Here is a 14000-nt window from a genome sequence, read left to right on the forward strand (position 1 = left end):
AGTATATATAGAAAATTGCCAGGAAACTTTCTGGCAATTTTCTAACAAATAAAATAATTGCTGGCGTTTTTGAATTTTATACAAAAGCCAATCTTAACTTAGTCTTATTAATTTGATAAATATTATGAAAGGAGAAAGTTGAGGACTTATAGCAAAAAGCTATAAGTATGTACCGTATTAAGACGGGAACTTAAGCCCTCGGAGCAACGTATCAACTGCAAAGGACAGGTTGTAATGAAAAGGGAAAACACTTGCTATTTTTAGTAAGGTTCACTCAACGGGAAGTATTATGGCATTAGTACCTATGGTAGTAGAACAAACAAACAGAGGAGAAAGATCCTATGATATTTATTCAAGGCTCTTAAAGGACAGGATAGTTTTTTTAGGTGAAGAAGTAAATGATGCATCTGCAAGTGTAGTAGTAGCACAGCTTCTATTTCTTGAAAGTGAAGATCCAGATAAAGATATCTCACTTTATATAAACAGTCCAGGTGGATCTATAACAGCTGGGATGGCTATATATGATACAATGAATTACATAAAGCCGGATGTTGCGACGATATGTATCGGTATGGCTGCTTCTATGGGAGCATTCTTACTTGCAGCAGGAGCTAAAGGAAAAAGATTTGCATTACCAAATAGTGAAATCATGATTCATCAACCATTAGGCGGTTTCAAAGGTCAGGCGACAGATATCGGTATTCATGCAGAGAGAATTTTATTGATGAAGAAAAAATTAAATTCTATATTAAGCGAGAGAACTGGGCAACCACTTGAAGTTATTGAAAAAGATACAGAAAGAGATAATTTTATGACTGCTGATAAGGCTAAAGACTATGGATTAATAGACGAAGTTATAGCAAAACATAAATAACCTAGTGAGGTGTATAGATGGCTAAAATAGACGATAAAAAGCAATTAAAGTGTTCTTTTTGCGGAAAGACACAAGAACAAGTTAGAAGACTAATTGCAGGGCCGGGTGTTTATATATGTGATGAATGTATCGAATTATGTTCAGAAATTATTACTGACGAATTTGATGAACATGTAGAACATGATTTAGGAGCACTGCCTAAACCAATGGAGATAAAAACACATTTAGATCAATATGTTGTTGGTCAAGAAAGTGCAAAAAAATCTTTAGCTGTTGCAGTTTATAATCATTACAAGAGAATTAATTCAAACATAGCTAATGATGATGTTGAACTTCAAAAAAGTAACATATTATTATTAGGACCAACAGGATGTGGAAAAACATTCTTAGCTCAAACACTAGCAAAACTTTTAAACGTTCCTTTTGCAATTGCTGATGCGACTACATTAACAGAAGCAGGATATGTAGGTGAAGACGTTGAAAATATACTTCTAAAGCTTATCCAAAATGCTGATTATGATGTTGAAAGAGCTGAAAAAGGTATAATATATATAGACGAAATTGATAAAATAGCTAGAAAATCAGAAAATCCTTCAATAACAAGAGATGTTTCTGGAGAAGGAGTGCAACAGGCTTTACTTAAAATTTTAGAAGGTACTGTGGCATCAGTTCCACCTCAAGGTGGAAGAAAGCATCCACATCAAGAATTTATTCAAATAAATACAGCAAATATATTATTTATTTGTGGTGGAGCTTTTGATGGTATTGAAAAGATTATAGAAAAGAGAACAAGTAAGGGTTCTATGGGCTTTGGTGCAGATATTACATCTAAAAAGGAAAAAAATATTGGTGAAACACTTAAAGAGTTAATGCCAGGAGATTTATTAAAATATGGCTTAATTCCTGAGTTTGTTGGAAGACTTCCAATAGTAGTAACACTTCAATCATTAGATGAAGAAGCTTTAGTTAAAATCCTTTATGAGCCAAAGAATGCTCTTGTAAAACAATATAAAAAATTGTTTGCTATGGATGGTGTAGATCTTGATTTCGATGAAAAAGCTTTAAGAGCTATTGCGAAAGAAGCAATTGAAAGAAGCACAGGAGCCAGAGGTCTAAGAGCTATAATTGAAGATATGATGAAAGATATCATGTTTGAAATACCATCAAAGGATGATGTAAAAAAGGTAACTATTTTAGAGGATACCATAAAGACAAAAACTCCAGAGGTTGAACTCGGTGAAAGAGTAGCAAAATTAAAAGGTGAATCTAAGGGCAAAAAAGGTCCAGAATCTGCATAATATAGGAGTTCTATGAAATTGTAAAGTTTCATAGAACTTTTTTTCGTATAAGAATATTACCAAAAATATTTGACCATAATATAGAAAAAAGATTTACTAAGAGGTGAGTTATGAATAATGAGATAAATGCGTTCATACAACTAGCAACGTTGATTATTATGGTTATTATTTTGATATATTCTATAAACTCTAATAAGAAACATGGTGGAAGTAAGATATATATTGATAGAGAAAATAGAAAAGAAATGGAAACCTTGAGTAAGATGAATAAAACTAAGCTCACAATTCCATTAACAGAAATTAGTAGACCTAAAAACTTTGAAGAAATAATAGGTCAAGAAGAAGGAATAAAGGCATTAAAAGCGGCACTGTGTGGAGGAAATCCACAGCATGTAATAATATATGGACCGCCTGGAATAGGAAAGACGGCAGCAGCTAGATTAGTGCTTGAATATGCAAAAACTAAAGATAAATCACCTTTTAATAAAGAGTCATCATTTATAGAAATAGATGCGACAACATTAAGATTTGATGAACGAGGAATAGCAGATCCACTGATAGGTTCTGTACATGATCCTATTTATCAAGGGGCAGGAGCTTACGGAATGGCTGGAATACCACAGCCAAAACCTGGAGCTGTCAGTAAAGCACATGGAGGAATGCTATTTATCGATGAGATTGGAGAAATGCACCCAATCGAAATGAATAAGCTATTAAAGGTTTTAGAGGATAGAAGAGTTTTCTTTGATAGTTCTTATTATAATTCTGAAGATCCAAATATTCCTACATACATAAAGGAAGTTTTTGATAAAGGTTTTCCTGCAGATTTTAGACTTATTGGAGCTACTACAAGGAGTCCAGAAGAAATAACACCAGCATTGAGGTCTAGATGCGTAGAAGTGTTTTTTAGAGCTCTTACAAGGGAAGAGATAGAGAGGGTTTCAGAAAATGCTGCATATAAAATAGGGGTTGTCTTATCTCCTGAGGCAAAAGCTTATGTTGGAAAATATAGTACTAATGGAAGGGAAGCACTTAATATTATCCAACTTTGTGCTGGCATCGCTGATGATTCAGAAAGAAATATTATTACAAAGGAAGATGTAGAGTGGGTAGTTGAGAATGGACAGTATACTCCAAGATTAGAATATCAGATAGGTGAAGAGCCTCGAATAGGTCATGTAAATGGATTAGCAGTAGTTGGACCTAATATCGGAATGATAATGGAAATAGAAGCAACTGCTACAAAGGTCAATGGAAGGAAAGGAATAATAAGAATAACTGGAATAGTTGAAGAAGAGGAAATTACTTCTCACTCAAAGAAGATTAAGAGAAAAAGTATGGCTAGATGTTCTATAGAAAATGTTCTTACAGCTCTTGATTATGTTTTTGATATAGAAACAAATAGTTATGATATTCATGTGAATTTTCCAGGTGGAATTCCTGTGGATGGCCCTTCAGCCGGAGTTACTATGGCATGTGCTATATATAGTGCAATCAGAAAACAATATATAAATAATAATATTGCAATGACAGGAGAACTTTCGCTGCATGGTAAAGTAAAGGCTATTGGAGGCGTGAAAGAAAAAATAAAAGCAGCAATTGATGGAAAAGCAAGTACGATAATAATTCCTAAGGATAATTACTCTGATAAATTTGAAAGTTTGAAAAACGTATTAATAATACCAGTTGAAAATTTGAAAGAAGTGATAGAAATATCATTGATAAAGGAAAAAGAAGAAACTATATCCACAGAAAGAAATGATACATCTTCATTAGTGTATTCAACTGAATCTATTGAAGCAAAGGGAAATTAGATAAAGTTCTCTTATAGGAATGAGTTATAATATTTTACCCATTTGATAATTAGCTGATTTATAGGTATAATAGTCTAAGCTATATAAATTAATGGAGGAAAGATCATGATGAAAATTGATATGCAAAATCTACCTCTAATTCCTATAAGAGGACTAACTATCTTCCCTTACATGGTCATGCATTTTGATATAGGACGTAAGGCATCGATTATGGCGTTAGAAGAAGCTATGATTAAAGAACAATATATAGTGCTAAGCACTCAGTTAGACGAGCGGATTGAAAGTCCATCTGAAGATGAGATATTAAAAATTGGTACTCTTTGTAGTATAAAGCAAATATTAAAGTTACCAAATAATAATATACGTGTATTAGTAGAAGGATTATATAGAGTAGAAATAATCAAATATAATAGTATAGAACCTTTTTATAGTGTAGAGATAGATATTATTGAAGAAGAAGGTAATGAAGTACAAGGTAATGAAGTAGAAGGGGAAGCAGAAGGCAATGAAGTGCTGATAAAGCTTGCCAAAAATGTTTTTAGAGAATATGCAGATTATTCAGGTGTAGTTGCAAATGAGGCGCTGTCATCAGTGGAAGAAATACAAAACATTGCAAAACTATCTGATATTATTTGTTCATATTTAAACTTAAGGCAAGAAGAAATGCAAGATATGATTCAAGTACTAAACCCAAAGGAGAGACTAGAAAAAGTTATTGTCTTAATTAAGAATGAACTAGAGATGATAAAACTTGAAGTTGAGATAGGGTTAAAAGTAAGAGATAGCATGGATAGAATGCAAAAGGAATATTTCTTAAGAGAACAATTAAAGGTTATACAAGAAGAACTTGGGGAATTTGATGAAAATGAGAAAGAAGATAAGGAGTATAAAGCTAAGATTAAAAAGGCTAAGTTACCTAAAGCTGTAAAAGAGAAAGCTTTATATGAACTTGAAAGATTAAAATCATTGGGAAGTTTTTCTTCTGAAGGTGGAGTAATACAGACTTACCTTGATTGGTTATTAGATATTCCATGGAATGCTACAACAAAGGACAATCTAGATATTAAAAATGCTAGAAAAGTTTTAGATGAAGATCATTATGGTATAGAAGATGTAAAACAGAGAATTATTGAATATTTAGCAGTAAAGAATATCAGTAAATCCTTGAAGGGTCCTATATTATGTTTAGTGGGTCCACCAGGGGTAGGTAAGACTTCTATTGCAAGAAGTATTGCTAATACTATTGGAAGAAATTTTGTGAGAATTTCCCTAGGGGGAGTTACTGACGAGGCTGATATTAGAGGCCATAGAAAAACTTATGTTGGAGCTATGCCAGGCAGAATAGCTTATGCTTTAAAGCAAGCTAAAACAAAGAATCCATTGATACTTTTAGATGAAATTGATAAGATGAGTGGGAATTATAAAGGGAATCCTGCTGATGCTTTACTTGAGGTATTAGACAGTGAGCAAAATTCTAGCTTTAGAGATCACTATCTTGAAGTTGATTTAGATTTATCACAAATTCTTTTTATAACAACAGCAAACTCTTTAGAAACTATTCCTAGACCTTTATTGGACAGAATGGAGATTATTGAGGTATCTGGTTATACTAATGAAGAAAAATTCAATATTTCTAAAAAATATTTAATACCAAAGCAGTTAAAGGAACATACTATAGAGGATAAGTCTATCATTTTCAGTGATAATGCTATTTATTATATTATAGATCATTATACTAGAGAATCAGGTGTACGTTCCTTAGAAAGAAATATCGCTGCAGTAGTAAGAAAATCAATAACATACATCGTGAAAACTGGTAAGAATAAAGTTACTATAAATGTTAATACTGTAATGAAATATCTAGGGAAAGAAAAGTATACCTTTGATAAGGTGTTAAAGGAAGATAAAATAGGTGTTGTTACGGGTATGGCGTGGACAGCCTATGGTGGAGATACTCTTCCAGTTGAAGTTGCAACCATGAAGGGTAGTGGAAAATTGCAACTTACAGGGCAATTAGGTGATGTTATGAAGGAATCGGCAAATGCTGGTTTTAGTTATGTGAGATCTAATTCATTTAAATACAACATTGATGAGAATTTCTATAAAGAAAGGGATATTCATATTCACGTTCCAGAAGGTGCAGTTCCTAAAGATGGGCCTTCTGCAGGAGTAACAATGATTACTGCTCTTGTCTCAGTATTAACAAATACTCCTGTACGTCATAATGTTGCTATGACTGGTGAGATATCGCTGACAGGAAGAGTTTTACCTATTGGTGGACTTAAAGAAAAAACTTTAGCTGCATATAGAGCTGGAGTTGATACAATAATTATTCCAAAAGATAATGAAAAAGATTTAGAAAAGGTACCAAAGACAGTATTAAGCAAGCTTAAAGTAGTAATAGCTGAGCATGTGGATACTGTATTAAATAACGCATTAACTGGAGATATAAAGTATGGAAATTAAACAAGCTGAATTTGTAACCTCTGCGGTTAAAACTTCACAGTACCCTCAAGATGATATTCCAGAAGTAGCCTTTGTTGGTAGATCCAATGTTGGGAAGTCATCACTTATAAATACATTGACTAATAGAAAAAAACTTGTCAAGGTTAGTCAGACACCTGGAAAAACTAGATTGGTTAATTTCTTTATAATTAATAATGTAATGCATTTTGTTGATTTACCTGGCTATGGATATGCGAAGGTGTCGAAAAATGAAAGAGATAGTTGGGGAAAAACTATTGAGACATATCTTCACAATAGACCTCAACTTAAGAAGGTAATACTTCTGCTAGATTCTAGAAGAGTTCCTAATGAGGATGACATTTTAATGTATGATTGGATTTTACATTATGGTTATGAAGCGGTGATTGTATTAACTAAGGTTGATAAGCTTACGAAGAATGAACTAAATAAAAATCAAAAAATAATAGCTGAAGCTATAAAGTTGCCTAAGGGAGCGAAGATGTATAAGTTCTCTTCTTTAAAGAAGACTGGAAAAGAAGAATTATTAGAGGGTATTTTTAAAGGTCTTATTGAAATAGAAGAGGAACAAATTTAAAAAATGAAACTATCTTGATATAGAGAGATCTCTTTATATCAAGATAGTTATTTTTTTGTTAAAAGTTTTTTTCATTTGTTGTCATAGTTTTAGTGTCAAATGAATAGTGTACTCATAATATATTATTAGATACAAAAGCAATTAATTAAGGAGGAAAAAGCAGTGGGATACGATCAAAACTCTTGTGGATTCTGTGGAGGATTTGACAACAATTGCGGTGGCTTTGGAAACAATATTTGGATATGGATAATTTTATTATTCTTCTTATGTGGAGATAATTTCTGTGGAGGTTTTGGCGGAAATAGTGGCTGTTGCTGCAAATCAAAGAAACATCACAATCATTGCTGTGAAGACAGTGGAAACAATTGGATATGGATAATCTTAATCATATTACTAGTATGTTGTTGTAACAATAAAGAAAACCATAGACCTTATGGCCCAGTTTATTGTGAACCAACTTGTTAGTTGTAAGTTAATATAGGAATAAAATTAAACCTTAAGAGAGTATATAATCTAAGGATATTTTGAACATGTAAAACCTAAGATAACTTACCTCTACTTTAATCCGATACTACTGCTAAAAACAGGGGAGGGGCATTTTGCCCTTCTTTAAAACATAGGAAACCTCGAGAAATCTTGGTTTCTTTGTAGCAATACAATGGAGGTATATATATGAAAAAAACATGTAAAAAAGATTCTAATTGCGGTTTCTTTGGTGGTAAAACCTTACTAGCATTGTTACTTTTTGTTTTTCAATTCGGTAACTGTGGACGTAATGGTTATGGTTGTGGAGACATCGGCTATCATGGATGTGGCAATAATTCAATCATAGATAATAGTATATTATTCATAATTGCTTTATACTTTATATGCTGTTGCACAGATAATGATAAATGTGGCAAGTAGTTCTTAAGGGGAGTTATGCTCCCTTTGGATTGAAACTAAGGATATTTAAATAGCAATGAACAATGGAGGTATATAAAATGTCAAAGGGTTTCTTTGGATCTAAGACATTATTAGCATTAATATTATTTGTACTTCAATTTGGTAGATGCGATATGGGAGACCGTTGTGGATTTATTCCTCAACCAAATCCATGTGACGATGAATGTGGTCCAGTTCCATACGAAAACTATGGTTGTCGCAGACCAATAATAGATAATAGTATTTTATTTATAATAGCTTTATACTTTATTTGCTGTTGTACAAACAATGAAGGTTGCTGTTAATCAACTCGAGGGCTTAAAAAAGCCCTCTTTAATATAGAAAAGAGGTGAGTAGAGTATGTCGTCTAGACATCATAGGTATAGAGGTGGAGGAAATGATTTATTCTCAGGTTTATCAGGATTGATGGGTAATATGAATATTGGTACATTAGGACAAGTACTTTCTCAACTTGGAGGAATGGGTAATCTAGGGGGACTTGGAAATATAGGCAACTTAGTTAATATGTTTGCTGGCATGCAGGGAAATGGCGGTAATGGTGGCAATGGATTTGGTAATTTAGATATGAATGCATTGTCAAATTTAATGTCATCTTTTAACCAAGGAGGACCAAGTCAGCCAATGAATAATATGCCTTCAAGGAGAAGTCAGGAATCACATCGTAGACATAGTAGAAACAGAAGAAGCCAAGGTACTAGGGAGAAAAATGATAGAAGAGACGGATATAACACCTATGACCAAGGCAATGGACATAATTATAATAATGGATACAATCAAAACCAAGCCTTTGGTCAAAACTATGGATATAATGGAAACGGCGGAGGTAATAACTATAATTCAAGTTCATCAATGAACGATAATGGCATTGATTTTTCAGAAATTTTTTCTCAAATCAATATGGACGATTTAAGCAATATGATTAATAATTTATCTAATAACATGAATAATGCAAATCCACAAAATAATAATGGCGTAAATGACAGTCCTGTTGTAGATGTGGATTATAACCAAAGTAATGATAATGCGGAGGATGTATTAGATTTATTAAGAGGAATAAAGCATTATTTAACTCCAGATCGTTCAAAGGTACTAGATGATATTATTCAGAATTATCTAGATAGTAGAAAATAAAACATGTATATTTTGAAGAAAAAATGCTAATAATTATAAATGTTAAAGGAGATTTACTCTCATTAACGTAAGTGACTCTTCACACTTACAAAACCCCCCATCCCCCTTGGGACCGTATTTGCGGTCCCATTACTTTTTTTCTTCTAATTTGATTGAAGAAATCTTATAGTGATAAGAGGTATCTTTAGATGATTTCAGTATTAAATTTAAAATACAGCTTTCTTCTGAATTTTGAGCATTAGGAGTAACAGTTTTAAAATTTAAAATCCAATTAAGTTCACTTATTTCTCCATCTTTATCGTATTTCCTATCTGAAAAGAACCCATCTTGAAAAACAAATCTTTTCCCACTTTTAAAAAGTTTATTTATGACATTATAATCTGATGTTGAGAGAAGGCCTGAGTCAAGTTTTTTGGGAAGTAGAAGTTCTGTATAAGGAAAAGCTTCGATAAATTTTATAAAGGATATAATAGTGTCTCTTCCAGCGAAGGAGGCTTCGTAAGTTCCTGAAACAGATTTAACGTTGTTTAAGAGCATTAAATTGGCATTAAACTTTATATCACCGTTTATAAGATTTCCTGTAAAAACTATCGGCGTTTTATTAGAATATACATTTAAAACTCCTAAAATATTATTTGTAGTTGATAGTAAAGGAATATAATCATTTTCTTCTATAGCAAAAATATGTTGAATAGGTTTTTTTTCATTATAGCCTTGAAGAAGAATCTCTGGGAGATTGTCTCTATTTACATCTAAAAGGATAATTCTCAAATGCCAATAGTTAAGTTGATTTCCTAAGGTGTTAGGAACTTTATCGGGATTTATATGTATATTTTTTGTGTTTGAGGTGATCTGAAGATTGAATTTTCCTTGGTTTGAGCTGATTATAAGGAGTTCGTTATCGCCGTCACCATCAAAATCAGCTTTTACAGCTTCTTCTGGCTTTGAAATGGTAAAGGTTGCTATAGTCTCCTTAGGCTTTGTTATAAAATAAAGGAAAATTAATATTAATGTAAGAATAAGAATTACTGTGTAGTATATATATTTTCTTCTTAGAAACAACACTTTAAACTTCATAAGAGAGCCTCCATATAAATTAGTTAGCAGATAATGCACACTAATATAGATATGAAGTGAAATAAAAAAATAACCCTTTATTTTCTTAAAGGGTTATTTTTTCTATCTAGAAATATTCTTGCTTTTACATTCACCGCATACACCATAAAAATATATTTGATTTGATAATACAGTATAATCTGAAAACTCTGAAACTACGGAATTTAGATTTTCAAAAGATACATTATGTATATCATCAACTCTACCGCATTCTATACATTGAATATGGGGATGAGCATCGACATTGGCATCGTATCTAAAATTACCTTCTCCAACATTTAACTCCTGAACTAAGTTAACACTTGTTAAAGTTTTTAAGGTTTTATAGACTGTAGCAAAACTCATTGTAGGGTAATCTTCTTGAATAGCCTTATAAATGACTTCTGCTGAGGGATGTGATGTCGTTGACAATAAATACTTATAAACCGCAATTCTTTGAGGTGTTAGCTTGAGTTTTTTTTCTCTAAAAACCTTAGCGATACTCTCCATAAATTATCATCCTTTTCTTTTAGTTATGTATATTATACGATAATTATTATCAATTGTAAAGATTATAGTTATAGTTTTAAGAAATTATAATAAATTTTAGAGGAACAAGTTTATATAATGGAAAAGTCCAACATATAAATATAAAAAAAGATAATCTAAAACTTCTTAGGCATTAACAGGAAGGGGGATTTTTCCTTGAAGAAAACATACGTACTAGACACAAATGTACTACTCTATGCTCCTTATTCGTTATTAACCTTTGGTGAAAATGATGTGGTAATTCCAGAGGTAGTTTTGGAAGAACTAGATTCATTTAAGAAGGATAAAACAGATTTAGGGGCAAATGCAAGACAAGCATCTAGGCTAATTGACCAGTTTAGAAGGGGTGGAAAACTCAGTGATGGTGTTCCACTTCCAGGAGGAGGAATGCTTCGAGTCGAAATGAACCACTATAATGTGGTAATACCACTATCTTGGGATAGAACAAAGCCTGATAATAGGATACTTCAGGTGTGCAAGGGTTTAAAGGAAGATGGTGAAGATGTATCCCTTATAACTAAGGATATTTTCGAGAGAATTAAGGCAGATATATTTAATATAAATGCTGAAGATTATTATGAGAAGGTAGTTCCAACTATTGAAGAGCAGTACACTGGTCGTAGGGAGGTATATACAAGGCAAGAAAATCTTCATAAATTTTATGCTGAAAAGTTCATAGATAAAAGTGAAATTTTAGTCTATGATCAAGAAAATGATGGCTACAAAGAAGCTGAACTCTTTATAAATGAATTTTTGATAGTTCATTCTATAGAAAATCATAAGCAAAGTGCGTTAGCTAGATTTGATGGGTCAGTAATAGTACCCCTTTATAATAAAGATATTGTTCCTTTTGGCATTAAGCAAAGAAATGCAGGTCAAAGATTTATGCTGGAGGCCTTAGCTACTGACGCTTCTAAGGCACCGCTAGTAATTATAAAAGGTCCTGCTGGAACAGCTAAGACTCTTTTTTCCTTAGCTGTAGGACTTCATGAAATCCTAGAACAAGAGGATAAAAAGTACAGAAAAATATTGGTGTGCAGACCTAATGTAACTATGGATGAAGAGTTAGGATTTTTACCTGGTACAGAACAGGATAAAATAGCACCATATATGAGGCCAGTTTTAGATAATCTAGAAATTCTTGTAGATTCTGATGAAAAAGAAAGATACAAAAATGAGAAGGAACTTAGTGATAAAGTAAGCGAGTTATTTGATAGAAAAATAATAACTACTGAAGCGGTTGCTTATTTAAGAGGTAGATCCATAGTAAAGAATTGGGTTATTATTGATGAAGCCCAAAATTTATCTCCAAAGCAAGTTAAGGCCATCATAACAAGAGTTGGAGTAGGAACTAAGTTAATTTTAATAGGGGATCCAGAACAAATAGACAACCCATTTTTAGATTCCAGGTCCAATGGTTTATGTTATGCCTCTGAGAAAATGAAAGGCAGCCCATTGTGTTATCAGGTTACACTAAAATATGACGAGTGTGAAAGGTCACCGTTAGCTTTCGAAGGCTCAAAGAGGTTGTAGCTAGATATTGGGAATATTTAAGAAATAATAACATAATAATTTACTTTCGTAATACCCAGAATTCTGTTATTATGTTATCATAGGAAAAAAGTATTCTTTAAGATACTTAAAATGATATATGTTATAGAGTGTTATAACAGTACGGAAGGTGAAGTTATGCGAGACCAAATTTTACAAACTATATTAACAATTCCAGGAATACTAATAGGGTTTACTGTTCATGAATATGCCCACGCAAAGGTGGCAGATAAGCTTGGAGATCCAACTCCTAGAGCGCAAGGCAGATTAACCTTATCGCCAATTCCCCACATTGATCCTATTGGATTTTTAGCGCTTCTATTGTTTCACTTTGGATGGGCAAAGCCTGTACAAGTTAATCCTAGAAATTTTAAAAATTATAATAAGGATGATTTAAAAGTTAATATTGCGGGAGTAATGGCAAACCTTTTTACAGCTGCAGTATTTGGCTTATTAGCAGGTATCTTTGCATTAGTTGCCTTTAAAGGGAATTTTCTTATAAGATCAAGTAATACTCTTAGCTTAACTTGGATTATATATAGAATTCTAGGTTATACAGTGCAAATAAATTGTATGCTTTCATTGTTCAATTTATTGCCGTTACCAGGTCTTGATGGATTCAATATTCTTAGGAATTTAGCACCAGCAAAATTCTATAAGATAGAAGGTGCTATGTATAGATATTCCTTTGTTATTATGATAATTTTGGTTATGCCAATCTATGGGGGAACTTCTATAATCGGTCTTTTACTATCAGGGCCAGTTGGAGCAATGACTAAGTTATTCTTAAATATAATTTAATGATGATTAAAGCTCTTCGTAGATAATTCTGCGGAGAGTTTTTATTTAGGTTTATTTAATCGAGTAAATTTCATATTTTAAAATCATTGATTTTACTGGTTTTTTATAATAACAAAAAAGAAGTTCACCCCTAAATGTTGGATATATTAAGTGCTAACAAAAAACTTCAACAACATATGTAGGTGCTATAACCCCAAACGTCTATATCATGGATTAAGGTTATGACTTTCAGAAAAGTTATGGTTATATAATCAATGAGCTAAAAAAACAAGCAATAATTGCATTAAATACAAGAGGATTATATACTCCACCAGAAAGTCTTAATGAGAAGTTTGAGCTAATTTACTCGATGGGTTATCCTTTAACCTATTGGGGTAAAAATGGTGATTATTTGAAGTTTAGATGCCCTCATACCACCGGGAAAATAAACTGTCCCTGTGGGATGAATTAGTGTAGTAACTCCAATTATGGGTATTGTTATAAAATAAGCTATAAAAAGAATAATCGCTACTTTTCATATCCTCATAGATCCACAGATACCTGGCAACAACTTTATAATAAAAGAACTTCAAGTGAAAGATGTTTTAACAATCATATCAAAAATATAATTGTGCAACTTACTCATATAATAAAAAAGGAGGGATACAAATGAAAAAAACAAAAATAGGAGGATATATTGTATTAAGACTTGATATAGTTTATGTATATACATTAATGCATCTTCGGGTTGTACCTATCTAAAAGTTAATAATGAGTTGTATGTATTAAATGCCAATGCCAAAATAAACGTAAGCCAAGCTAATGAATTAAAAAAAATGGTGAAGTAAAGAATACAGCACTTACGTTCTTAAAACCAATAAAAAATAATTCATCAAATGCTA

Annotated in this window: 13 protein-coding genes; 11 read left to right on the forward strand and 2 right to left on the reverse strand. The window is 32.2% G+C overall.

Annotation, left to right across the window (positions count from 1 at the left end; translation table 11 throughout):
- The first annotated feature begins 289 nt into the window (after positions 1 to 289).
- From clpP to CLOCEL_RS07920, 9 genes are all read left to right on the forward strand, one after another.
- Entirely contained in the window at positions 290 to 874 is a 585-nt protein-coding gene (gene clpP, locus CLOCEL_RS07880; RefSeq protein ID WP_010077478.1) for an ATP-dependent Clp endopeptidase proteolytic subunit ClpP, read from the forward strand.
- Positions 875 to 891: 17 nt separating this feature from the next.
- Positions 892 to 2172, forward strand: coding sequence for an ATP-dependent Clp protease ATP-binding subunit ClpX (clpX, locus tag CLOCEL_RS07885; RefSeq protein WP_010077477.1), 1281 nt, complete (start codon positions 892 to 894; stop codon positions 2170 to 2172).
- A 110-nt stretch (positions 2173 to 2282) separates the two neighbouring features.
- Positions 2283 to 3986, forward strand: coding sequence for an ATP-dependent protease LonB (gene lonB, locus CLOCEL_RS07890; protein WP_010077476.1), 1704 nt, complete (start codon positions 2283 to 2285; stop codon positions 3984 to 3986).
- 108 nt (positions 3987 to 4094) lie between these two features.
- Positions 4095 to 6452 carry an endopeptidase La gene (lon, locus tag CLOCEL_RS07895; RefSeq protein WP_013291681.1) on the forward strand — a complete coding sequence of 786 codons (2358 nt, stop codon included), beginning with the start codon at positions 4095 to 4097 and terminating at the stop codon, positions 6450 to 6452.
- A complete protein-coding gene (yihA, locus tag CLOCEL_RS07900; RefSeq protein ID WP_010077474.1) occupies positions 6442 to 7047 on the forward strand; it encodes a ribosome biogenesis GTP-binding protein YihA/YsxC in 606 nt (201 codons plus the stop codon). Before lon ends, yihA begins: the two co-directional genes overlap by 11 nt.
- 162 nt (positions 7048 to 7209) lie before the next feature.
- Positions 7210 to 7512 carry a hypothetical protein gene (locus CLOCEL_RS07905; protein ID WP_010077473.1) on the forward strand — a complete coding sequence of 101 codons (303 nt, stop codon included), beginning with the start codon at positions 7210 to 7212 and terminating at the stop codon, positions 7510 to 7512.
- Positions 7513 to 7719: 207 nt separating this feature from the next.
- Complete coding sequence (locus CLOCEL_RS07910) at positions 7720 to 7953, forward strand: hypothetical protein (protein ID WP_010077472.1); 234 nt, start codon at positions 7720 to 7722, stop codon at positions 7951 to 7953.
- 77 nt (positions 7954 to 8030) lie between these two features.
- Positions 8031 to 8276, forward strand: a complete 246-nt coding sequence (locus CLOCEL_RS07915) for a hypothetical protein (RefSeq protein ID WP_010077471.1) — start codon at positions 8031 to 8033, stop codon at positions 8274 to 8276.
- Between the two features lie 55 nt (positions 8277 to 8331).
- Positions 8332 to 9123, forward strand: a complete 792-nt coding sequence (locus CLOCEL_RS07920) for a hypothetical protein (protein ID WP_010077470.1) — start codon at positions 8332 to 8334, stop codon at positions 9121 to 9123.
- Between the two features lie 129 nt (positions 9124 to 9252).
- On the opposite strand, the gene CLOCEL_RS07925 is transcribed toward CLOCEL_RS07920, so the two are convergent.
- Both CLOCEL_RS07925 and perR read right to left on the reverse strand, forming a co-directional pair.
- Positions 9253 to 10200, reverse strand: coding sequence for an FG-GAP repeat domain-containing protein (locus CLOCEL_RS07925; protein WP_010077469.1), 948 nt, complete (start codon positions 10198 to 10200; stop codon positions 9253 to 9255).
- Positions 10201 to 10302: 102 nt separating this feature from the next.
- A complete protein-coding gene (gene perR, locus CLOCEL_RS07930; RefSeq protein ID WP_010077468.1) occupies positions 10303 to 10728 on the reverse strand; it encodes a transcriptional regulator PerR in 426 nt (141 codons plus the stop codon).
- Between the two features lie 195 nt (positions 10729 to 10923).
- Here perR and CLOCEL_RS07935 point away from each other — a divergent pair, with 195 nt between their 5' ends.
- Both CLOCEL_RS07935 and CLOCEL_RS07940 read left to right on the forward strand, forming a co-directional pair.
- Entirely contained in the window at positions 10924 to 12300 is a 1377-nt protein-coding gene (locus CLOCEL_RS07935) for a PhoH family protein (protein ID WP_010077467.1), read from the forward strand.
- A 156-nt stretch (positions 12301 to 12456) separates the two neighbouring features.
- Positions 12457 to 13119 (forward strand): site-2 protease family protein, encoded by a 663-nt coding sequence (locus tag CLOCEL_RS07940; protein WP_010077466.1) that lies wholly within the window; start codon positions 12457 to 12459, stop codon positions 13117 to 13119.
- The last annotated feature ends 881 nt before the right edge of the window (positions 13120 to 14000 follow it).

The sequence above is a fragment of the Clostridium cellulovorans 743B genome, assembly GCF_000145275.1.
GTDB classification, from domain to species: domain Bacteria; phylum Bacillota; class Clostridia; order Clostridiales; family Clostridiaceae; genus Clostridium_K; species Clostridium_K cellulovorans.